Origin of the sequence: Rhodovulum iodosum (genome assembly GCF_041020385.1) — a bacterium.
Lineage (GTDB): Bacteria > Pseudomonadota > Alphaproteobacteria > Rhodobacterales > Rhodobacteraceae > Rhodovulum > Rhodovulum iodosum.
On record NZ_JBEHHI010000002.1, the window covers coordinates 766,235 to 787,318 of the forward strand.

Below are 21,084 nucleotides of genomic sequence, written 5' to 3' on the forward strand. Positions count from 1 at the left end.
GCGGCGCGACCCCCTATATCTGGGTGTAAACGGAGGAAAGCATCGTCATGGCAGGCGAAGAGACGGCACGGCTGATCTACCTTGTGCTTCTGGGGCTCGCGATCGCGGGGTATTTCGTGGCCGCCAACCGCGACCGCCCCGGCAAGATCGCCCAGCAGGCGGCGGTCTGGGGGCTGATCTTTCTCGGGGCGATCGCCGTGGCCGGGCTGTGGTCCGACATCCGCCGCGAGGTGGCCCCGCGCCAGTCGGTCTTTGCCGAGGCCGGGCGGATCGAGGTGCCGCGCGCGCCCGACGGGCATTACTATCTCATGTTGCAGATCGACGGCACGCCGGTGCGTTTCGTGGTCGATACCGGCGCCACCGACATGGTGCTGACACGGGCCGATGCCGTGCGCGTGGGGCTCGACCCGGACAATCTGGTCTATCGCGGCACCGCGCACACCGCCAACGGCGCGGTCCAGACCGCCCCCGTCTGGCTGGAGGAGGTGCGCCTCGGCCCGGTGGTGGACAAGAACATGCGTGCCTATGTCAATGCCGGGCAGATGCAGGACTCGCTCTTGGGCATGGCCTACCTTCAGCGCTATTCGCGCATGGAGATCGCCGACGGGATGCTGGTGCTGACGCGGTAGCGCGGGCTCAGCCCCCGCTTTCGGCCTTCTTCTCCCACCGACCCGACTCTTCCGACCAGTATTGCGCCGCCACCCCGGCCCCGGTCAGGGCCTTCCACTGGGCCCGCGCCCGGTCGACCGCCGCCGGGTCGTTGCCGTCGAAGAGGATGCAGATGCGTTCCAGCCCGTCGGCCTCCTCCGCGGCCACCTCGGCGCCGTCGACGGCCATCAGGCAGGCCGGGCCGTTGGGCGCCTCGGGTGCGGTGGTGAGCAGCACCGGCTGGTCGGCGTCGAAGCCTCCGCCGGCGACCCCGTGAGGCAGAAAGCCATCGCCCATCCAGAGCCGGTCATCGAGGAATTCCAGCCGGCCCCGGTCGGTGCCGCGCACCGCCACGCGCCAGCCCTGGGCCAGCGCCTTGTCCAGCAGCATCGGCAGCGTCGCCTCAAGCGGGCGGCGGGTGAGGTGGTAAAACAGCGCGGACCCCATCACGCGCCCGCGCGCGCGGCATCGGCGCATGTGTCGCCCGAACCGGGCAAGCGGCAGCTTTGCCCCTGACGCGCCCCGTGCGGCGCGCGTCGGGCGCGGCCCATGCGGCATATCGGATCGGCTTGGGCGTCGCCGGGCCCATCCTGCACCAGAGCGCCCCGGACGCGCGTGCGTATCGCGGCGTGTGACACGGCCCCCCGCCCCTATCCCTCGTAACGGTCGGCCACCAGCCGGTCGAGCGCCAGCACGCCCCAGCCCGTGGCGCCCTTGGGCGCGAGCATGGTCTCTTCCTTGACGCTGGCCACGCCGGCGATGTCGAGATGCACCCAAGGGGTGCCGTCCTTGACGAAGCGTTTCAGGAACTGCGCCGCGGTGATCGAGCCCGCGGGCCGGCCGCCCACGTTTTTCATGTCTGCGAGGGTGGACTTGAGCTGCTTGTCGTAGGCCTCGCCCAGCGGCATCCGCCACGCGCCCTCGCCCTCGGCCTCGGCGGCCTTGAGGAAGGCGGCGCAAAGATCGTCGTCGTTGGAGAACACGCCGGCATTCTCGTGGCCGAGCCCGATGATGATGGCGCCGGTCAGCGTGGCAAGGTCGACGATACCGGCTGGGGCGAACCGCTCTTGCGCGTACCAAAGCACGTCGGCCAGCACGAGCCGCCCCTCGGCGTCGGTGTTGATCACCTCGACGGTGTCGCCCTTCATCGACGTGACGATATCGCCCGGCCGCGTGGCGTTGCCCGAGGGCATGTTCTCGACCAGGCCCACCAGCCCCACGACATTGGCCTTGGCCTTCCTCAGCGCCAGCGTGCGCATGACACCGGCCACCACCCCGGCGCCGCCCATGTCCATGGTCATGTCTTCCATGCCCTGGGCAGGCTTCAGCGAAATGCCGCCGGTGTCAAAGACAACGCCCTTGCCGACAAGGGCCAGCGGGGGCTGGTCGTCGGCACCGCCCTTCCACTGCATCACCACCACCTTGGAGGGGCTGTCCGACCCCTGGCCCACCGCCAGAAGCGCGCCCATGCCCAGCTCTTTCAACTGGTCCTCTTCGAGGATTTCCACGTCGAGCCCCAGCTCGTGCATCGCCGCGAGGCGGGCCGCGAAATCGTCTGTTGTCAGCACGTTGGCAGGCTCATTGACCAGATCGCGCGAAAAGAACACGCCCTCGGCAAGCGCCGCCATCGGCCCGGCATCGGCGGCCACGGCCTCGGGCTTGCTGGCCATCACCTTGACCGCGCCGCGCGCCGTCTTTTCGCCGGTCTTGTGCACGTCGAAATCGTAGGCCCTGAGCGCAAGCCCGAAGGCGATATCGGCCGCGCCCCGGTTGGCGCCCGCCAGCACCAGAACGTCGGCGTCGCCTTGCAGCTTGGCCAGCGCGGCACCGGCCTTGCGGGCGTCCTTGCGCGTCGGGCGGCGGTCGAGCCGCACCACGTCGATCGCTATGGCCTCCATACCCGCGGGGCTGGTCAGCGACGCCGCCTCGCCGGGTTTCAACTTGGAAAACGCCGCGCTTTCGACGAACCGCGCGAGCGCGCCCTTGCACAGCCGGTTGACCCGCCGGGCAAGCTGGTCGAGCTTGGCCTCCTCGCCCACGAAAACCGCGATGCGGCCGGTCTGTTCGGCAATGGCGTCGAGGTCGTTTTCGGCGAAGGTGATCCCGATCGGCGTGCTCATGGCGTCTCTCCCTGTTCCTGCGCCCTCTACCTAGCCTGCACCCCTTGGCTTGACCAGATAGCAGTTTTACCGCCCCGCCATTTCGTCTACCGTCGCCCGCGATCATTACCGACCCGGGGGGACGTGTGCCGAGATTCGACAGATACCTGCTGTCGCAACTGACGGTATTCTTCGGATTCTTCTCGCTCGTGCTGGTCTCGATCTACTGGGTCAACCGCGCGGTCGCGCTGTTCGAGACGCTGATCGGCGGCGGCCAGTCTGCGGCGGTGTTTCTGGAATTCACCGCGCTGACGCTGCCCAACGTGATCCGCCTGGTTCTGCCGGTGTCGGGCTTTGCCGCGGTGGTCTATGCCGTCAACCGGCTGACCAGCGAAAGCGAGCTGGTGGTGATGCAGGCGATGGGCCTGGGGCCGTTCCGGCTGGCGCGGCCGGTGGTCGTCTTCGGCCTTGGCGTGGCGCTGCTGACCAGCATCCTGACGCATGTACTGGTGCCCGCCAGCCGGGCGCAGCTGGCCAACCGGCAGGCCGAGATCGCCGAGAACGTCACCGCGGGGCTGCTGCGCGAGGGGCAGTTCCTGCACCCAGCCGACGGCATCACCTTTTACATCCGCGAGATCACGCCGGTGGGCGAACTGCGCGATGTGTTCCTGTCCGACGCGCGCCCGGCCAGCCAGCGCACCACCTATACCGCCAGGCGCGCGCTGCTGGTCAGCGGCGATACCGGGCCGAAGCTTCTGATGTTCGACGGCATGGCGCAGACCCTGCGCGAGGGCCCCGGCACGCTGGCCACCACCGGGTTCCGCGACCTGTCCTACGATCTCAGCGGGCTGATCGAGGCGGGATCGCCCCGACGGGTCGATCCGCGCCGACTGTCGACGGCAGAGCTTTTGTCCCCCACGCCCGCCGTGCTGAAGGCCACCGGCGAGAGCCGGGCCGAGCTGCTTTACGAGGGGCACGCCCGTACCGGCCAGCCGCTGATCGCGGTCTCTGGCGCGCTGATCGGCTTTGCCGCGCTGATGCTGGGCGGCTTCAGCCGGTTCGGCCTGTGGCGGCAGATCCTGCTTGCGCTAATGCTATTGATCGGCCTTCAATTGATGGACAACACCGTGGCCGATTTCGCCCGGAAGGACCCGTCGCACTGGCCCGCGGTCTACCTGCCGGCAGCGACCGGCGCCCTGATCGCGCTCGTCCTGCTCTGGATCAGCGCCCGGCCCGAGCACTGGCGCTGGCTCGCCCCGCCAAGGCGAAAGGTGGCGCAATGACCCTGCACCTCTACTTCGCCCGGAAATTCGCGCTGGCGGTATTGTCGCTGCTGGCGCTCTTTTCGATCTTCCTGCTGCTGATCGACATGGTCGAACAGATCCGCAACTACGATATCGGCGAGATCACTCTGACCGGGGCGTTCCACCTGGCCGCGCTCAACGTGCCTTCCAGTGTCTACGGCATCCTGCCGCTCATCGTGGCGCTGGCCACGCTGGTGCTGTTTCTGGGCCTCGCGCGCACATCCGAACTGGTGGTTACCCGTGCCGCGGGCCGCTCGGCGTTGCGCAGCCTCGCCGCGCCGGTCATCACCGCGCTGCTCTTCGGCGTGGTGACGGTGGCGGTGCTGAACCCCATCGTCGCCGGCACCAGGACCGCCTACGACCAGCTTTCGGCGCGGCAATCGCAAAGCGCCCAGAGCGTGCTGTCGATATCCGACGAGGGGCTTTGGCTGCGCCAGGGCACGCCCGAGGGGCAGATGGTGATCCGCGCGGCCCGGGCCAATTTCGACGGCACGCGCCTTTACGACGTCACCTTCCTGGCCTTCGGTCCGGACGGCAGCCCCGACTTCCGCATCGCCGCGACCAGCGCCGAGCTGACCTCGGGCGCGTGGGAATTGCGCCGGGCCAAGCGGTGGGATCTCGGCGCGGGCACCGACAACCCAGAGCGCGACGCCACCGTCTACCCGCAGTTCCGCCTCGACTCGGACCTGACGCGCGAACGCATCCGCGACAGTTTCGGAACGCCCTCGGCGATCCCGATCTGGGAATTGCCCGAGTTCATCGACGATCTGGAACATGCAGGCTTTTCCGCCCGCCAGCACCGGGTCTGGTTGCAGATGGAGCTATCGCTGCCGCTGCTTTTTGCGGCCATGGTGTTGATCGGCGCGGGCTTTACCATGCGCCATATCCGCTTTGGGCGGACCGGCACGATGGTGATGCTGGCGCTGGGGCTGGCGCTGGCGCTCTATTTCCTGCGCAATTTCGCGCAGGTTCTGGGCGAGAACGGGCAGATCCCCGTGCCGCTGGCCGCCTGGGCTCCGCCGGTGGCGGGCATATTCTTTGCTCTCGGGCTGCTGTTGCACCTGGAGGATGGCTGAGATGCGCCGCCTTGCCGCCGCCCTGTCTGCGATGCTGGCGCTGGCCATCGCCGTGCCGGCCGTGGCGCAGGATGCGCCCGCAACGCTCATCGCCGACCGGGTGGCCGTCGAGGGCGAGGACCGGCTGATCGCCGAGGGCTCGGTCGAGGTGCTGTTCCGCGAGGCCCGGATCAAGGCCACGCGGGTGAGCTATGACCGCATGACCGACCGGCTGTCCATCGAAGGGCCGATCACCGTCACGAACGGGCCCGACACGATCCTGCTGGCCGACAGCGCCGAACTGGCCCCCGACCTGTCCGAGGGGATAATGCGCAGCGCGCGCCTGGTGTTGCGCCAGCAGTTGCAGCTGGCCGCCGCCGAGCTGCACCGCGAACAGGGCCGCTTCAGCCGGCTGGAAAGCACGGTCGCCTCGGTCTGCCAGGTCTGCCCCGAAAACCCGGTGCCGCTGTGGCAGATCCGCGCCAAGCGGGTGATCCATGACGAGTTGGAGCGGCAGCTCTATTTCGACCACGCCCGGCTGGAGGTCGTGGGTGTGCCGGTCTTTTACCTGCCGCGGCTGCGCCTGCCCGACCCGACGCTGAAACGCGCCAGCGGCTTTCTGGTCCCCGAGGTACGGGTCAACAACCGCCTGGGCACCGGTATCAAGCTGCCCTATTTCGTTGCGCTCGGCGATCGTGCCGATCTCACGGTGACGCCCTACCTGTCCTCCAACCGGACCCGAACGCTGGAGCTGCGGTACCGCCAGGCGTTCCGCCACGGCTGGATCGAGCTGAACGCCACGGGCTCGCGCGACGATCTGAGGGAAGGAGAGCTGCGCAGCTCGCTGTTTGCCGAGGGCTATTTCCTGCTGCCCCGCGGCTTTGAGCTGGATTTCGGCATCGAGAGCAGTTCGGACCCGGCCTATCTGCTGGATTACGACTATTCCGACAAGGACCGGCTGGAAAGCACGCTGGAGATCACGCGCGTGCGGCGGGGCGAGATCATCACCGCCGATCTGGTGCATTTCAACACGCTGCGCGCCTCGGAAAGCAACGCCACCCAGCCCACGATCGTGACCGACCTGAGCTATCGCCGCCGCTTTGTGCCGCCTGCCCTGGGGGGCACCGCCGACCTGGCCTTCACGCTGCACGGCCACCGGCGCAGTTCCGGCAACGCAACCGACGGGCTGGGCCGCGACGTGGGCCGCGCCAGCGTGGATCTCGACTGGCGGCGCGGATGGACCGGCCCGGCGGGCCTGAAACTGGCCGCGCAGGGTGCGCTTGCCATCGACCATTACGCCATCGGCGACGACGACAGCGCCGACAGCAGCTACACGCGCGCCGCGCCCTTTGCCGCGGTCGAGATGCGCTGGCCGCTGGCCCGCGCGGGCCGGGGCGGCGCCAGCCATGTGCTTGAGCCCGTGGCACAACTGGTCTGGAGCGACGCCGATGACAGCACGATCCCCAACGATGACAGCGTGCTGGTGGCCTTCGACGAGGGCAATCTCTACTCGCTCAGCCGCTTTGCCGGGGCCGACCGGCGCGAGACCGGCCTGCGCGCCAACCTGGGCGTCACCTGGACGCGCTACGACCCGGCCGGCTGGTCTCTGGGGCTGACCGCGGGACGGGTGCTGCGCCAGGACGACCCCGGCCAGTTCGCCTCCGGCTCGGGGCTCGACGGCACCCGGTCGGACTGGCTGACGGCGCTGCATCTGGACCTGTCCGACGGGCTGTCGGTGATCAACCGCGCGGTTTTCGACGACGGGTTCGACCTGACCCATGGCGAGCTCAGGCTCGATTGGCAGGGCCAACGGGTGGAGCTGGCCTCGAGCCTGATCTGGATGGCCGCCAACGCCGCCGAGGACCGCCCCGAGGACGCATCGGAATGGGTGGCCGATGCCGCCTACCAGTTGCGGCGGAACTGGACGGCCACCGCCGACTGGCGGTACGATTTCGTCGAAGAAAACACAGCGCGCGCCGGCCTCGGGCTGGAATACCGCAACGAATGCGTCACCGTGGGCCTTTCCCTCTCGCGTCGGTTCACGTCCTCGACTAGTGTGACGCCCACCACCGATTTCGGGCTGACGGTGGCGCTCAACGGGTTCGGCGCGGGCCGTGACGGGCGCGCCTACCGGCGCAGTTGCGCCCGATAGACGAAACGCCAAGACGGACGCCACGATGACCCGACTGATCCCATTTCTGACCGTGATCGCTCTGGCACTGGGGGCGCTGGCCGGTCCAGCCGCCGCGCAGCAGGGCGGGCCCTTCGCCCCGCGGCTGATCGTCAACGACCGGGCCATCACCAATTACGAACTGGCCCAGCGCCGACGCTTCGTCCAGGTCCTGAACACCCCCGGCGATCTCGACGAGGTCGCGCTGAACGGGCTGATCGAGGACCGGCTGCGCATGGCCGAGGCCGCGGCGATGGGCATCCGCCCCGGCCCCGAAGAGATCGAGGCCGGCATGGCGGAATTCGCCAGCCGCGCCAACCTCAGCACCGAGGAATTCCTGGCCGGGCTCGCCAGCGAGGGGATCGCGCCCGAAACCTTCCGCGACTTCGTCGAGGCCGGCATCGCCTGGCGCGAGGTGATCCGCGCACGGTTCGGCCCGCGGGCCCAGGTCACCGAGGCCGAGATCGACCGGGCGCTCGCGCTCAGTTCGCAGCGCGGCGGCGCGCGGGTGCTGCTGTCGGAGATCATCCTGCCCGCCGACACGCCGGAGCGGCAGGCCCAAAGCCAGACGCTGGCCAACCGGCTGAGCCAGATCTCCACGCCGGGTGCCTTTGCCGCGGCGGCGCGCGACTATTCGGTCGCGCCCACCCGCGGGCGCGGCGGCCGTCTGGACTGGCTGCCGCTTGCGAACCTGCCGCCGCAGATCGCTGCGCAGGTGCTGGTGCTGGGTCCGGGCGAAGTGACCGACCCGATCCCGGTGCCCAACGCGATCGCGCTGTTCCAGCTGCGCGCTATCGAAGAGACCGGCCTGCCCGAGCCCGAGACGGTTTCGGTCGAATACGCGCGGCTGCTGCTGCCCGGCGACGACGGGCGGCAGGCCGCGCGCGTGCGCGCCCAACTGGACACCTGCGACGACCTTTACGGCGTCGCCAAGGGCCAGCCCGAAGAGTTGCTGACCCGCGAGGTTAAACCGGTGAGCGAGGTGCCGCAGGACGTCGCGCTGGAGCTTGCCAAGCTCGACGAGGGCGAGGTGTCGACCGCGCTTACCCAGGGCGGCGCGCGGGTCTTGTTGATGCTGTGCGGGCGCACCCCGGCGATCGAGGAGGCGCCCGACCGCGCCGAAGTGCGCCGGCGGCTGGTGAACCAGCGGCTGGGCTCGTACTCGGAAAGCTACCTCGCGCAGATCCGCGCCGACGCGATCATCCGCGAACCATGAGCGGCGGCGCCATCGCGCTGAGCTGCGGCGAGCCCGCCGGCGTCGGCCCCGAGATCGCCGTCAAGGCGTGGGAGGCGCTGGGGGCGCGGCTGCCGTTTTTCTGGATCGGCGACCCCGCGCACCTGCCCGACGGCACGCCCGTGGCCCATATCCATGCCCCCGAAGAGGCGCTGCATGCCGCCGCGACCGCGCTGCCGGTGCTGGCCCAGCCGTTTCCGGCGCCGGCGGTGCCCGGCCGGCCCGCGCCGGAGAACGCGGCCGCCGTGATCGCCGCCATCGCGCGGGGGGTGGAGCTGGTGCAGGAGGGCCGCGCGAGCGCGCTGTGCACCGCGCCCATCCACAAGAAGGCGTTGCAGGACGGGGCGGGATTTGCCCATCCGGGCCATACCGAGTACCTGGCGCACCTGGCCGGCGTCGACCGGGTGGTGATGATGCTGGCCTGCCCGGCGCTGCGGGTGGTGCCGGTGACGATCCACATCGCGCTGCGCGACGTGCCCGGCGCGCTGACCGCGGAGCTATTGGAAGATACGCTGCGGATCACCCACGCCTCGCTGATCGGCGATTTCGGCATCGACGCGCCGCGGCTGGCGGTGGCGGGGCTGAACCCCCATGCCGGCGAAGGCGGCGCGATGGGCCGCGAGGAGATCGCGCTGATCGGCCCGGTGCTGGAGCGGCTGCGCGACGAGGGGATGGCGCTGGCAGGGCCGCTGTCGGCCGACACAATGTTTCATGCCGGGGCGCGGGCCGGATACGACGCGGCGATCGCGATGTATCACGACCAGGCGCTGATCCCGATCAAGACGCTGGATTTCGCCGGCGGTGTGAACGTCACCCTTGGCCTGCCGTTCATCCGCACCTCGCCCGACCACGGCACCGCCTTCGACATCGCAGGCACCGGCCGGGCCGACCCGTCGAGCCTGATCGCGGCGCTGGAGATGGCCCGCGACATGGCGCGGGCGCGCGGGGCGTGATGCCGGTGCGCACCACGCCGGCGCCGGGGGTTTGCCACCCCCGGACCCCCGGCGGATATTTTCAGCCAGAAGAAGGCCCGGCCGCGTGAGCGCGATCGACGATCTGCCGCCGCTGCGCGCGGTGATCGCCGCCCACGGGCTGCAGGCCAGAAAGGCGCTGGGGCAGAATTTCTTGCTCGATCTGAACCTGACGGCCAAGATCGCGCGGGTGGCCGGGGACCTCGCCGGCGCGGACGTTCTGGAGGTGGGGCCCGGGCCGGGCGGGTTGACGCGGGGCCTGTTGTCCGAGGGCGCGCGCCGCGTGGTGGCGGTGGAAAAGGATGCGCGCTGCCTGCCCGCGCTGGCCGAGATCGCGGCGGCCTATCCGGGGCGGCTGAGCGTTCTGGAGGGCGACGCGCTGCGCGTCGATGTGGCGGCGCACCTGGCCCCGCCGGTGAAGGTGGTGGCCAACCTGCCCTACAATGTCGGCACCGAGTTGCTGGTGCGCTGGCTGACGCCGGAGATATGGCCGCCGTTTTGGGAGAGCCTGACGCTGATGTTCCAGCGCGAGGTGGCCGAACGGATCGTGGCGGCGCCGGGCGGCAAGGCCTATGGCCGGCTGGCGGTGCTGGCCCAGTGGCGCTGCGAGGCACGGATCGCGATGCGGCTGCCGGCCGAGGCGTTTCTGCCGCCGCCCAAGGTAAGCTCGGCCGTGGTGCATCTGCGGGCGCTGCCCGCGCCGCGGTTTCCGGCCGATCCGGAGGTTTTGCAACGGGTGGTGGCCGCGGGGTTCAACCAGCGGCGCAAGATGCTGCGGGCCAGCCTGAAGGGGCTGGCGCCGGACATCGAGGACCGGCTGCGTGCCGCAGGCCTTTCGCCGACCGACCGGGCCGAGCAGGTGCCGGTCGAAGGGTTCTGCGCGCTGGCGCGGGAAGTGGCCCGCTAGGGCCCGGGCGGTTATTCCGCCGCGGGGGCGCGGGGGGCCGGGCTGTCGGAATCGGAGCCGCCGTCGGCCTCGGCGTCGGACTTCTGACCGGCCTTGGCGCGCGGCTTGCGCGGGCTGCGGCGCCTAGGCGCCTTTTCCTCGGGCGTCTCGACGAGGCCGCTATCGGCGCCGCCGTCGAGGTCGATCACATCGTCGGCCTCATCGGAGGACGGGGCGGGCCGGTCGGGCTGCGACTGGGATTGCGGCTGGGATTGCGGCTGCGGCTGCGCGCCGCGGTCGTCGCGCTGGGGCTCGTCCTCGCCGCGCGGCTGACCTTGCTGCCCGTTTTGCTGGCGCTCGCGGTTCTGCTGCGCCTCCTGCTGCTCTCGCCGGGCGTCCTGCTCGCGCTGGGCCTCGCCCAGGAGGCGCGCGTAGTGCTCGGCATGCTGCTGGAAATTCTCGGCTGCGACGCGGTCGTTGGCAAGTTGCGCATCGCGGGCCAGCTGGTTGTACTTGTCGATGATCTGCTGCGGCGTGCCGCGGACCTTGCCCTCCGGGCCGGAACTGTCAAACACCCGGTTGACGATATTGCCCATCGAGCGCGAGCGGTTCGACTTGGACCGCGAACGTGACTTGGATGATCTCATGCTTTACTGGTTTCCAGCCTTGTTCTGCTTCGCCCGCCGGCCGCGACGCCCCTTGCGTCGGGAGACCACCGGAACCGGGCGATTTCTGGCTTACACGCGAGGGGGACAGCCAAAGGCATCCCACTGCTCGTTGTTCCGACTAAGCACGGGGGCAGGGGCAAGACAAGCGAAAAATGGCCCCGTGCGGGCATTTGCGCGCCCCGGGTGGTCGCTATGCACCGCTTCCGGCCCTTGTCAGGCGGGCGCGCGCATCGACACCACTCGGTCTCTGCTATCGAGATCGGGATGAACCGCCACCGCGTCAAGACCCGCCCTGCGAAAAAGCGACGCAACCGCCGCGCCCTGCCCCGCGCCGACCTCGACCAGGCAGCGCCCGCCGGGCGAAAGGTGGGCAGCAACACCGGCCGCGAGGGCGCGGTAGGCCGCCAGCCCGTCACCGCCCGGAGTGAGCGCGAGATGCGGCTCCCAGTCGCGGGTTTCGGGGGCGAGGCCGGACATCTCGGCCGCGGCGATATAGGGCGGGTTCGACACGATCAGGTCGAATTGCCCGGCAACGGCGGTGAACCACTCGGATTGGGCAAAGCGCGCACCGGAAACGCCGAGGCGCGCGGCGTTGTCGCGGGCAATCGCCAATGCCGCCTCGGAGATATCGGTGCCGAGGCCGGTGGCCCCGGGGCGCTCGGCCAGGAGCGTCAGCAGGATGCAGCCCGAGCCGGTGCCTAGGTCTAGAACGGTTGAAAAAGGCTCTGCAAGAGATTGCTCTACAAGCGTTTCCGTCTCAGGCCGCGGGTCGAGCACATCGCCTGTCACGCGGAAGCTGCGGCCGTAGAAGGCGCGGGTGCCGATGATGTGCGAGACCGGCTCGCGGCCGGCGCGCCGCGCGATGGCCGCGTCGAAGCGGGCCGCCGCCCCGTCCGACAGCGGCTCGGGCAGGATCAGGGTCAGCCGCTCGGGCGCGGCCCCCGCGGCGTGCGCCAATAGGCGCCTGGCGTCGCGGGGAGCGTCGGGGACGCCGGCCGCGCGCAGCCGCCGCACGGCGGCGGCCAGCGCCTCGGCCGCGGTCATCCCTCGATCTCGGCGAGCTTTTGCGCCTGGTCGTCGGCAACCAGCGCGTCGATCACCTCGTCCAGATCGCCGGCCATCACCTGGTCGAGCTTGTAGAGCGTCAGGTTGATGCGGTGGTCGGTCATGCGGCCCTGGGGGAAGTTGTAGGTGCGGATGCGTTCGGACCGGTCGCCCGAGCCCACCTGCGCCTTGCGGTCGGCGGCGCGCTCCTGCTCGGCGCGCTGTCGTTCGAGGTCGAACAGCCGGGCGCGCAGCACCTGCATGGCGATGGCGCGGTTCTGGTGCTGCGATTTTTCCGAGCTCGTCACCACGATGCCGGTGGGAATATGGGTGATCCGCACGGCCGAGTCGGTGGTGTTGACGTGCTGGCCCCCGGCGCCGCTGGCGCGCATCGTGTCGATGCGGATGTCGGATTGGGGCACGTCGATATCCACGTCCTCGGCCTCGGGCAGCACGGCGACGGTGGCCGCCGAGGTGTGGATGCGCCCGCCCGATTCCGTGGCCGGCACCCGCTGCACCCGGTGCACGCCCGATTCGTACTTCAGCCGCGCGAAGACGCCTTCGCCCTCGATCCGGGCGATGACCTCCTTGATGCCGCCCAGTTCGGTCTCGGCCAGTTCGATGATCGACAGCTTCCATCCCTTGGCTTCGGCATGGCGCTGGTACATGCGCAACAAGTCACCGGCGAAGAGCGCGGCCTCTTCGCCGCCGGTGCCGGGGCGGATTTCCAGGATCGCGGGGCGCGCGTCGGCGGCATCCTTGGGCAAGAGCGCGAGGCGCAGCGCCTGCTCGAGCTCGGGCAGCCGGGCCCTGAGTAGGGGCAGCTCGTCCTCGGCCAGCGCACGCATCTCCGGGTCGTCCAGCATCGCCTCGGCCTCGGCGATATCGTCGAGCAACTGGCGGTAGGCCGCAATTTCCTCGGCGACCGGCTTCAGCTCGGCGTATTCGCGGCCGACGCGGGCGTAATCCTCGGCCGCGCCCTCGGCGAGCCGCGCCTCGAGATATTCGAAGCGCTGGGTGATCTGGGCGAGTTTCTCAAGGGGGACCATGGCGTTCTGTCGCCCGAAGCGCCGGCGCGGTCAAGGCCCTCAGCCGCCCAGCCGGGCCTCCAGCGCGGCCTGCCAGCGCTCCAGCCGCTCGCCGTTCACGCCCAGGTCGTCGCTGCCGTAGCGGGCGCGCGAGAACGCGGCCCATGTGGCGCCGCCCTCGGCCGCGATCACCTTGACCGATATGTAATCGGGAAAGCCCCAGGCCGCGGAGCGTTGGACATAGGTGGTCCACAAGTCTTCGGGCCCGCCGGCGATGCGTTTCGTGCGCGGCTCGGCCATGGCCACGGCGTCGAGCGCCTCGGCCAGCGCCTCGGGCGTGGCCTCGTAGACCGGCGCGGCGCTGTCGCCCCCCTCGGGGCGGATCAGCGCGGCGTTGGGCGTGTCGGGTTTCACCGCCGTCAGCGGGTCGACATGCCAGGTGCCCGGGTCGTCGGGGACATTGCGGAAGTAAAGACCACCCCCCACCACGGCCAGAACGAGAAGTACCAGTGCATAGATCATCGCTTGTCTCATCGTTAGTCTCCGCGTCGCGTCCAGCCCCAGAGGCAGACCAGTTCCATCGCCACATGGGCGCCGGCAATCGCCGTGATCCCCGCCGGGTCGAAGGGCGGCGATACCTCGACCACGTCGCCGCCCTTGAGGTCGATGCCCGCCAGCCCCCTGAGCGCCGCCGCCGCCTGTGCGCTGGTCAGCCCGCCCCAGACCGGCGTGCCGGTGCCCGGCGCATGGGCCGGGTCCAGCGCGTCGATGTCGAAGCTGAGATAGGCGGGCGCGTCGCCCACAACGGCGCGCACCCTTTCGGCCACCGCCGCGGGGCCGTTTTCATGCACGAAGGGGGCGTCCAGCACGGTGATGCCCAGCGTGTCGGGATTGACCGTGCGAATGCCGATCTGGACCGAGCGCGCGGGGTCGATCAGCCCCTCTTTCACCGCCTTGTAGAACATCGTGCCATGGTCGATGCGGGTGGCGTCATCGTCGGCCCAGGTGTCGGTATGGGCATCGAACTGAACCAGCGCAAGCGGCCCGAACTTTGCCGCGTAAGCCCTGAGAATCGGTAGGGAAATCGAATGATCGCCGCCCAGCGCGATACTGGCCGCACCGGCCGACAGGATGCCCGCGACATGGGTCTCCAGCGCCTTGGGAAACTCTGCCACGACGGCGTAGTCGAAGGCCAGATCGCCGTAATCGACGATGTCGAATTCCTCGACCGGGGAATAGCCCCAGCCATAGGGCGGGTCGACCGCCAAAAGCGCGCTTGCCTCGCGGATCGCGCGGGGGCCGAGGCGGGTGCCGGGGCGGTTCGTGACCGCCTGGTCGAAAGGGATGCCGGTGATCGCAAGATCGACGCCGGCGAGGTCCTTGGTATAGGTCCGGCGCAGGAAGGACGGCACCCCGCCGAAGGTGTTTTCAAACGACAGGCCGCGGTGCCCCTTGCGGGTGATTGCCGTATCCACCTGGGTTTTCGCGTCTTCCAGCGCCATGGGCCCCTCCACCGGTTGCCGGCCAACCTAACGCCGCGCGCGGCGAAGGCCAGCCCGGCTTTACATCGCCGCGCGCATTTGCCCAACTCGCGCCCGAGCAACCCCGGAGGCCCCATGGACACGCCCGATTCCGACGCGCTGGTGCACGACCCCGAGGGGGGTATGCCGCGGCTTCTGGAAATCATGCGCCGTCTGCGCGACCCCGAGACCGGCTGCCCCTGGGATATCGAACAGGATTTCGCCTCGATCGCGCCCTACACGATCGAAGAGGCCTACGAGGTGGCCGACGCGATCGAGCGCGCGGCCTGGGGCGAGCTGGAGGGGGAACTGGGCGATTTGCTGCTGCAAACGGTCTATCACGCGCAGATGGGCGCCGAGGCGGGGCTTTTCACCTTCGACAGCATCGCCAACGCGATTTCCGACAAGATGGTGGCCCGGCACCCCCATGTCTTCGGCGGTGCAAGCCGCGACAAGTCGGCCGAACAGCAAACCCGTGACTGGGAGGCGATCAAGGCGGCCGAGCGGGCGGACAAGGCGGCGCATGGCGTGCTGGACGATGTCGCCGTCGCCCTGCCCGCCCTGACCCGCGCGGTAAAGCTGCAAAAACGCGCCGCGAGGGTCGGATTCGACTGGCCCGAGATAGGCCAGGTGGTCGACAAGATCGCCGAAGAGGCGCACGAACTGGCCGAGGCGCGCGACGATCTGACCGAGCAGGAGGTCTTCGAGGAATTCGGCGACATGCTGTTCGTCATCGCCAATCTCGCGCGCCACCTCAAGCTCGACCCCGAAGAGGCGCTGCGCGCGGCCAATGCCAAATTTACCAGACGGTTCAATGCCGTGGAGGCTGCACTTGCCGCGAAAGACAAGCGGCCCGAGGATTCGAACCTGGAAGAGATGGACGCGCTTTGGGAGGCGGCGAAACGGGCCGAACGGGCGCGCGGCAAGCTTTCCGAGTAAAACAATCAGCCATTGACCTGAGTGTTTCACTCGGGTTTATTCGGCCGCGGAACGTGAACCCGAACAGGAGGTACCATGACCCTTCGCAGCCCGATTCTCGCCGTCACCGCACTTGCCACGCTCGCGCCGCTCGCGGCCGCCGCCGACGTCAACATCTACTCCTACCGCCAGCCCGAGCTGATCCAGCCCCTGCTCGACGCCTTTACCGAGGAAACCGGCATCGGCACCAACGTGGCCTTCCTCAACAAGGGCATGGTCGAACGGCTGAGCGCCGAGGGCGACCGCAGCCCCGCCGACCTGATCCTGACCACCGACATCTCGCGGCTGTCCGAGGCGGTCGAGGCCGGCGTCACCCAGCCGGTGCAAAGCGACGTGCTGAACACAGCCATCCCCGCCGCGTTCCGCGATCCGGGCAACCAATGGTTCGGCCTGACCACCCGCGCGCGCATCGTCTACGCCGCGAAAGACCGGGTCGATCCCGCCGCGGTGACCACCTACGAAGACCTCGCCGACCCCAGGTGGCAGGGCCGCATCTGCACCCGCTCGGGCACCCACAGCTACACCCTGGCGCTGGTGGCCGCGATGATCCACCACCACGGCGAAGCGGCCACCAAGGACTGGCTGGACGGTGTCAAGGCCAACCTCGCGCGCAAGCCCCAGGGCAACGACCGCGCCCAGGTCAAGGCGATCTGGTCGGGCGAATGCGACATCTCCCTGGGCAACACCTATTACATGGGCCAGATGCTCAGCGACGACGAACAAAAGGCCTGGGCGGACTCGGTCAACGTGCTGTTCCCCGAATTCGAGGATGGCGGCACCCATGTAAACGTCTCGGGCATCGCGATGACCAGCGCCGCGCCGAACCGCGAAGAGGCGGTCCGGCTGATGGAATTCCTCGTCTCCGAGGAGGCGCAGGAGATCTATGCCGAGGTCAATTACGAATACCCCGTGGTCCCGGGCACCGCGCCGTCGGACCTGGTGGCGGGCTGGGGCAGCTTCACCCCCGACGACGTCAACCTGATGGACCTGGCAGAGCTGCGCGGTGCGGCCCTGCGCCTGGTCGAAGAGGTCGATTTCGACGGCTGACCGCTGACCGCTGACGCTGACGCGGGCGCGCTGGACTTTCGCGCGCGCCCGCGCCACCCTCCGCCGCGCCGAGCGGCCGGAGACAGACATGCCCCGAAAGATCATCATCGACACCGACCCGGGCCAGGACGACGCCGTGGCGATCCTGCTGGCGCTGGCCTCGCCCGAGATCGAGGTGCTGGGGATCACGGCGGTCGCAGGCAACGTGCCGCTGGCGCTGACGCAGAAAAACGCGCGCATCGTGTGCGAACTGGCGGGGCGGACGGATATCCCCGTCTTCTCGGGATGCGACCGGCCGCTCAGCCGGGCGCTGGTCACGGCCGAGCATGTGCACGGCAAGACCGGGCTCGACGGCCCCGCCCTGCCCGACCCCGAGATGCCGCTGCAAGACGCCCACGCGGTGGCGTTCATCGTCGAGACCCTGCGCCGGGCCGAGGCGGGCACCGTCACGCTCTGCCCGCTGGGGCCGCTGACCAACATCGCCACCGCCCTGCAACAGGCCCCCGAGATCGCGCCGAAGATCGCCGAGATCGTGCTGATGGGCGGTGCCTATTTCGAGGTGGGCAACATCACGCCGGCGGCCGAGTTCAACATCCATGTCGACCCCGAGGCGGCGGCGGTCGTCTTTGGCGCGGGCGTGCCGCTGACGGTCATGCCGCTCGACGTCACCCACAAGGCGCTGGTCACGCCCGAGCGCAACGCCGCCTTCCGGGCCCTGGGCAACCGGGCAGGCATCGCCGTGGCCGAGATGACCGATTTCTTCGAACGCTTCGACAAGGCGAAATACGGCAGCCTCGGCGCACCGCTGCACGACCCCTGCGTGACGGCCTACCTGCTGGCGCCCGAGCTGTTCACCGGGCGGCATGTCAATGTCGAGATCGAGACCGAGGGGCGGTTCACCGCCGGCATGACCGTGGCCGATTGGTGGGGCGTGTCGGGCCGGGCGCCCAACGCCAGCTTCATGGGCGATGTGGATGCAGACGGGTTCTTCACGTTGCTGACCGGGCGGCTCGCCCGGCTGCCGTGAGCCTGCGCATTGCCGATCAAACGGGTTTCCGGCGCGCACCAGTCTTGCAATGTCGTGGTGTGCAGCCTTGATATTAAAACAGAAAAATGGATTTCCCCGGCATCTCCAGCCATCAGGGATGCGCCTGTCTTAACTGGCCTCAACCGGGGGACGGTCAATCGCCACGGCAGGCCCCTCAGAGAGCGGATCGTCGATCGCCAGGCTTCGCAATGCCCCCTGAACCGCGCCGGGCAAATGCCCGGATTGACGATGGCGACCCCCGGGACCTAAGCGTCAACGGTCATCGGGTTTGACGGATCTGCCGCCCATTCCTGGAGCGAGGCCGTGTAAACCGCGACGTCGCGGAAGCCCAGGCGCGTCATGACAAAGGCGTTGGCCGAGGCAAGTATGCCGCCGCCGCAATAGGTAATTGCCCGCTGGCCCCGGTCGAAGCCGTGCATCGCGCCAAGCTCGGACAGCGGGCGAAACCGGCCCGTGCCGTCCACCAGCTCGGTGCCGGGTACGTTGATGGCCGTCGGTACGTGGCCCGGCCGGCCATAGAGCGCCATCTCGCCCCGATAGCTCGCTGCCGGCAGGGTGTCGATCAGGCGAACGGTCTCGTCCGCGATGGCCGCGCGCACCTCGTCGCGGTCGGCGATGAGGCGGGGCCTCGGTCGCGGCGTGAGCCGCTTTGGCGCATGGGCTGCGGGCTGTGTGGACAGCGGCCGGCCTTCCGCGGTCCACGCGGTCAGCCCTCCGTCAAGGATCGCCGCCCGGTCAAAACCGACCCAGCGCAGCATCCACCAGACCCGCGCCGCCCAGGCCGACATCAACGCGTCGTAGAGAACGACCCGCGAGGCGTCGCCGACGCCCAGCCGGCCCATCGCGGCACAAAACGTCTCGGGGCTGGGCAGCGCGAACTCGACGGGGCCGTCCTGGTCGCACAGCGCGCCCTTGAGGTCGGCAAACCCGGCGGTGGGGATATGCCCGCGCCGGCAATCCTCAAGCCCGCTGCGGTTTTCGATACCGGCCTCGGTTTCGTCGGTCCGCACCATGCAATCCAGAACGACGAGGTCGGGATCGTCAAGGTGCCGGCTCAGCCAGTCGGTCGATACGAGCGTATCCACGATTATCTCCTCTACGATGCCCGGCGGCGGCTGAGCGGCGGTAGGGGCCCCCCGCCCTGTCGCGGGTGTACGTACCGCACCGATCCCCGCTGCGCGAGCTTACGGCATATCCCAATCCAGTCGTCGCTCTCTCCAGATCTTTTCGCCGATCAAGCAGTCGCGCGGGTCGCGCGGCACGGCCTGCACCGGCACGATGGCGCCGCGTGACGGGGCCTCGGCGATCTCCAGAACCAGCTTGCGCCGCACGGCCTCGGCAAAGTCCTCCCAGTCGTGAACCGGGATGACGAAGGAACCGGGGCCGCCGGTGACGCAGGTTTCGTAATAGATATCGAGGCGTTCCAGATGCCACCGACTTCCCATGCCCTCGCGCGTCATGAGCGGCAGGCCGTTGATGACGATGCCCTCGGCCAAGGCCTCGTCGCGCGCCCGTGTCACCCCGCGCCCCTGGTTGTTGGGGCCGTCGCCGGACACGTCGATCACCCGTCGCAGCCCTCGATACGCGTTCGAGCGGATCGATTCCGCCCCGAAGACCAGCGCCTCGGAAATCGATGTCCGCCGAAGCGCCGGGTCGAAATCGGAGGCAAGGGTCGCGGCAAAGGCATCGAGGTCTTCACGGGTTTCGAGCAGGCGCCAGGGGACGATGACCTCTTGGGTTCCGGCCCATTCCACGTAACTCACCGCCACGCGCTGAAGAAGGCCCGACTGAACCGCAGCGTAAACCGCATCCGACCGCAGCGCCGCCGCATAGCCGCGCCGCTGGATTTCCAGCTCGCGCGGGGTCATGGACCGCGAAACATCCACCATCAGGACAAGTTCGAGGTCGACCTCGATCGCGTCTGCGGATGCCGGCGCTGCAAGCGCCACAGCGAATATCCATGCCAGAATGCGATGCATGACGACAGGATGCACAGGCTTTGCCGGGGCGTCCAATCACAACGGGTCCATCCGCTTTGAAACGCCCCCGTCACAGCCAGCGGGGCGCGGGCCGGTCTCGATATCGCGCCAGCCGTGGGCAGCCTGTTTTCTCTGGCGCTCGCGGCGCGATGACGTGCAGCAGGCCCGCAGCGTCACCCTTGTGGCCTGTTGCGCGGTCCAAGGCTTTTCCGGCTCCGTCACTCTGCGGGGCAAATCCGCCGCGTTTCGCGGTCCCGTTCCATCCGCGCGTTGCAGGCAAACGCTTCGGCCCGCACGGCGCCGGGCCCGGTGCGCGACCTCTACGCGAACGCCTTGGCCCGGGCGCTGCTGAAAAAGCCCGCATCGAAGGGCAGATGCAGGGTCTCTCCCCCCGCCTCGGTCAGGGTCAGCGTGCCCGCGGCGACCGCGACATCGGCGATGCACATCCAGCCCCGCGGCCGCCGAACGGCCCCGATCGCGTGGCGCACCACGTGTTCGCGGCCGGGGCCCAGCGTCAGGTGGGTGGCCACCCCGGCACCGTCGAGGGCCCGGTCCGCGCCCCCCGCGGTACAGCCGTCGGCGATGCCCAGCACACGCCGGTGCCGGCCATTGAAGGGCCGCTCGATGCGCCCGCCATTGGAATACCACAGCAGCGTCACCGGCAGCACCGCGGGGTCTTTCAGCACGAAAACGATGTCGTCCTCCGCCTCGCGGATCACCGCCGTCCAGCCCAGCGCGTTCCCGTCCGCCTCGATCAGGGCCACCATATCCTCGTGCTGCTCCGCCTCGGGATAGCGGTGAAGATCGACCGCGCCATCGCGCCCGGGAAAGGCCGACAGGTCGGAGCCCGCCGCCGGATAGTCCAGCCAGTGGCGCCCCGGCTCCAGCGGCTGATCGGGCGTGCAGGCCCCCCGCTTGGGCGAGAAACACAGCCGCCCGCCACGCTCCAGGTGCAGCATCGGATGATTCGCCACGGGCAACGCGCCCTCGCCCCCGCTCAGCCGGTGCGACTGGTAGAGGATCGGCTCGCCGCAGCGCAGCCGCAGCTCTTTCTCGATCACGGCGCCCTGGACCGTGCGGGTCAGCCGCAGCCGTGCCGCCGCGGCCTGCCCCGACTGCACCAGCTCCGCGACCTCCCACACGCTGTTGGCGGCGCCGCCATAGTCCAGGCCGTCGCCGCCCCAACCATGGGGCGCGCAAAAGAAATCTCCGGCCAGCCGCCGTTCGACCATCGGCAGGCTGTCATCGGCCTGAATATCGGGATCGTCCAGCCAGGGCGCGGCATGCAGGGGCTCCAGCAGGTGCGCCCCCTCTTCGATGGCAAGCGACCTGACATGGCCCAGCCGCGCGTCAATGCGCAGCCGCGCGCCGGGCACGCGCAAGGTCATCAGGTCCGACACAACAA

Annotated in this window: 20 protein-coding genes; 10 read left to right on the forward strand and 10 right to left on the reverse strand. The window is 69.4% G+C overall.

The features are described from left to right. Window positions 1-47 precede the first annotated feature (47 nt). Entirely contained in the window at window positions 48-629 is a 582-nt protein-coding gene (locus tag Ga0609869_RS12775; RefSeq protein WP_125405367.1) for a retropepsin-like aspartic protease family protein, read from the forward strand. Between the two features lie 7 nt (window positions 630-636). On the opposite strand, the gene Ga0609869_RS12780 is transcribed toward Ga0609869_RS12775, so the two are convergent. Together Ga0609869_RS12780 and Ga0609869_RS12785 are read right to left on the reverse strand one after the other, a co-directional pair. Further along, entirely contained in the window at window positions 637-1,095 is a 459-nt protein-coding gene (locus Ga0609869_RS12780; protein ID WP_125405448.1) for a DNA polymerase III subunit chi, read from the reverse strand. Between the two features lie 203 nt (window positions 1,096-1,298). Beyond that, window positions 1,299-2,768, reverse strand: coding sequence for a leucyl aminopeptidase (locus Ga0609869_RS12785; RefSeq protein WP_125405364.1), 1,470 nt, complete (start codon window positions 2,766-2,768; stop codon window positions 1,299-1,301). Between the two features lie 125 nt (window positions 2,769-2,893). Between Ga0609869_RS12785 and lptF the strand changes: the two genes are divergently transcribed. The 6 genes from lptF (at window position 2,894) to rsmA (ending at window position 10,388) form a co-directional block, all read left to right on the forward strand. Next, the gene (gene lptF, locus Ga0609869_RS12790; protein WP_125405361.1) at window positions 2,894-4,030 is read left to right on the forward strand and encodes an LPS export ABC transporter permease LptF; all 1,137 of its coding nucleotides are present in this window, start codon (window positions 2,894-2,896) and stop codon (window positions 4,028-4,030) included. Continuing rightward, entirely contained in the window at window positions 4,027-5,127 is a 1,101-nt protein-coding gene (lptG, locus tag Ga0609869_RS12795; RefSeq protein ID WP_125405359.1) for an LPS export ABC transporter permease LptG, read from the forward strand. Before lptF ends, lptG begins: the two co-directional genes overlap by 4 nt. A gap of 1 nt (window position 5,128) precedes the next feature. Further along, window positions 5,129-7,258, forward strand: a complete 2,130-nt coding sequence (locus Ga0609869_RS12800) for an LPS-assembly protein LptD (protein ID WP_245972265.1) — start codon at window positions 5,129-5,131, stop codon at window positions 7,256-7,258. 25 nt (window positions 7,259-7,283) lie between these two features. After that, entirely contained in the window at window positions 7,284-8,492 is a 1,209-nt protein-coding gene (locus tag Ga0609869_RS12805) for a peptidylprolyl isomerase (protein WP_125405353.1), read from the forward strand. Continuing rightward, window positions 8,489-9,463 carry a 4-hydroxythreonine-4-phosphate dehydrogenase PdxA gene (gene pdxA / locus Ga0609869_RS12810; RefSeq protein WP_125405350.1) on the forward strand — a complete coding sequence of 325 codons (975 nt, stop codon included), beginning with the start codon at window positions 8,489-8,491 and terminating at the stop codon, window positions 9,461-9,463. Before Ga0609869_RS12805 ends, pdxA begins: the two co-directional genes overlap by 4 nt. Before the next feature lie 85 nt (window positions 9,464-9,548). Further along, the gene (gene rsmA / locus Ga0609869_RS12815; RefSeq protein ID WP_125405346.1) at window positions 9,549-10,388 is read left to right on the forward strand and encodes a 16S rRNA (adenine(1518)-N(6)/adenine(1519)-N(6))-dimethyltransferase RsmA; all 840 of its coding nucleotides are present in this window, start codon (window positions 9,549-9,551) and stop codon (window positions 10,386-10,388) included. A gap of 11 nt (window positions 10,389-10,399) precedes the next feature. Here the strand turns inward: rsmA and Ga0609869_RS12820 are convergent, their stop codons facing one another. The 5 genes from Ga0609869_RS12820 to speB form a co-directional block, all read right to left on the reverse strand. Further along, a complete protein-coding gene (locus tag Ga0609869_RS12820) occupies window positions 10,400-11,014 on the reverse strand; it encodes a DUF4167 domain-containing protein (RefSeq protein WP_125405343.1) in 615 nt (204 codons plus the stop codon). A gap of 234 nt (window positions 11,015-11,248) precedes the next feature. After that, a complete protein-coding gene (gene prmC / locus Ga0609869_RS12825) occupies window positions 11,249-12,079 on the reverse strand; it encodes a peptide chain release factor N(5)-glutamine methyltransferase (RefSeq protein WP_125405340.1) in 831 nt (276 codons plus the stop codon). Beyond that, window positions 12,076-13,128 carry a peptide chain release factor 1 gene (gene prfA, locus Ga0609869_RS12830; protein WP_125405338.1) on the reverse strand — a complete coding sequence of 351 codons (1,053 nt, stop codon included), beginning with the start codon at window positions 13,126-13,128 and terminating at the stop codon, window positions 12,076-12,078. The genes prmC and prfA overlap by 4 nt, the downstream gene beginning before the upstream one ends. 39 nt (window positions 13,129-13,167) lie before the next feature. Further along, entirely contained in the window at window positions 13,168-13,629 is a 462-nt protein-coding gene (locus tag Ga0609869_RS12835) for a DUF1499 domain-containing protein (RefSeq protein WP_170168816.1), read from the reverse strand. A 14-nt stretch (window positions 13,630-13,643) separates the two neighbouring features. Further along, window positions 13,644-14,609, reverse strand: coding sequence for an agmatinase (gene speB / locus Ga0609869_RS12840; RefSeq protein ID WP_125405333.1), 966 nt, complete (start codon window positions 14,607-14,609; stop codon window positions 13,644-13,646). Window positions 14,610-14,723: 114 nt separating this feature from the next. On the opposite strand from speB, the gene mazG reads away from it, so the two are divergent. The 3 genes from mazG (at window position 14,724) to Ga0609869_RS12855 (ending at window position 17,679) form a co-directional block, all read left to right on the forward strand. Continuing rightward, window positions 14,724-15,566, forward strand: a complete 843-nt coding sequence (gene mazG / locus Ga0609869_RS12845) for a nucleoside triphosphate pyrophosphohydrolase (RefSeq protein WP_125405331.1) — start codon at window positions 14,724-14,726, stop codon at window positions 15,564-15,566. A gap of 75 nt (window positions 15,567-15,641) precedes the next feature. Further along, window positions 15,642-16,652 (forward strand): Fe(3+) ABC transporter substrate-binding protein, encoded by a 1,011-nt coding sequence (locus tag Ga0609869_RS12850; protein WP_125405328.1) that lies wholly within the window; start codon window positions 15,642-15,644, stop codon window positions 16,650-16,652. Window positions 16,653-16,740: 88 nt separating this feature from the next. Further along, a complete protein-coding gene (locus tag Ga0609869_RS12855) occupies window positions 16,741-17,679 on the forward strand; it encodes a nucleoside hydrolase (protein WP_125405325.1) in 939 nt (312 codons plus the stop codon). Between the two features lie 266 nt (window positions 17,680-17,945). On the opposite strand, the gene Ga0609869_RS12860 is transcribed toward Ga0609869_RS12855, so the two are convergent. From Ga0609869_RS12860 to Ga0609869_RS12870, 3 genes are all read right to left on the reverse strand, one after another. After that, window positions 17,946-18,785, reverse strand: a complete 840-nt coding sequence (locus tag Ga0609869_RS12860; RefSeq protein WP_125405322.1) for a sulfurtransferase — start codon at window positions 18,783-18,785, stop codon at window positions 17,946-17,948. A 99-nt stretch (window positions 18,786-18,884) separates the two neighbouring features. After that, a complete protein-coding gene (locus Ga0609869_RS12865) occupies window positions 18,885-19,679 on the reverse strand; it encodes a DUF1194 domain-containing protein (protein WP_125405319.1) in 795 nt (264 codons plus the stop codon). A 320-nt stretch (window positions 19,680-19,999) separates the two neighbouring features. After that, window positions 20,000-21,079, reverse strand: a complete 1,080-nt coding sequence (locus Ga0609869_RS12870) for a hypothetical protein (RefSeq protein WP_125405316.1) — start codon at window positions 21,077-21,079, stop codon at window positions 20,000-20,002. Window positions 21,080-21,084: the final 5 nt, after the last annotated feature.

Coding starts and splice junctions, on each gene's coding strand:
- mazG (WP_125405331.1), top strand. CDS start 14,724: ATGGACACGCCCGATTCCGACGCGCTGGTGCACGACCCCGAGGGGGGT.
- Ga0609869_RS12835 (WP_170168816.1), bottom strand. CDS start 13,629: ATGATCTATGCACTGGTACTTCTCGTTCTGGCCGTGGTGGGGGGTGGT.
- pdxA (WP_125405350.1), top strand. CDS start 8,489: ATGAGCGGCGGCGCCATCGCGCTGAGCTGCGGCGAGCCCGCCGGCGTC.
- Ga0609869_RS12820 (WP_125405343.1), bottom strand. CDS start 11,014: ATGAGATCATCCAAGTCACGTTCGCGGTCCAAGTCGAACCGCTCGCGC.
- prmC (WP_125405340.1), bottom strand. CDS start 12,079: ATGACCGCGGCCGAGGCGCTGGCCGCCGCCGTGCGGCGGCTGCGCGCG.
- Ga0609869_RS12780 (WP_125405448.1), bottom strand. CDS start 1,095: ATGGGGTCCGCGCTGTTTTACCACCTCACCCGCCGCCCGCTTGAGGCG.
- Ga0609869_RS12800 (WP_245972265.1), top strand. CDS start 5,129: ATGCGCCGCCTTGCCGCCGCCCTGTCTGCGATGCTGGCGCTGGCCATC.
- lptG (WP_125405359.1), top strand. CDS start 4,027: ATGACCCTGCACCTCTACTTCGCCCGGAAATTCGCGCTGGCGGTATTG.
- Ga0609869_RS12785 (WP_125405364.1), bottom strand. CDS start 2,768: ATGAGCACGCCGATCGGGATCACCTTCGCCGAAAACGACCTCGACGCC.
- Ga0609869_RS12865 (WP_125405319.1), bottom strand. CDS start 19,679: ATGCATCGCATTCTGGCATGGATATTCGCTGTGGCGCTTGCAGCGCCG.
- Ga0609869_RS12855 (WP_125405325.1), top strand. CDS start 16,741: ATGCCCCGAAAGATCATCATCGACACCGACCCGGGCCAGGACGACGCC.
- Ga0609869_RS12775 (WP_125405367.1), top strand. CDS start 48: ATGGCAGGCGAAGAGACGGCACGGCTGATCTACCTTGTGCTTCTGGGG.
- prfA (WP_125405338.1), bottom strand. CDS start 13,128: ATGGTCCCCCTTGAGAAACTCGCCCAGATCACCCAGCGCTTCGAATAT.
- speB (WP_125405333.1), bottom strand. CDS start 14,609: ATGGCGCTGGAAGACGCGAAAACCCAGGTGGATACGGCAATCACCCGC.
- Ga0609869_RS12805 (WP_125405353.1), top strand. CDS start 7,284: ATGACCCGACTGATCCCATTTCTGACCGTGATCGCTCTGGCACTGGGG.
- Ga0609869_RS12850 (WP_125405328.1), top strand. CDS start 15,642: ATGACCCTTCGCAGCCCGATTCTCGCCGTCACCGCACTTGCCACGCTC.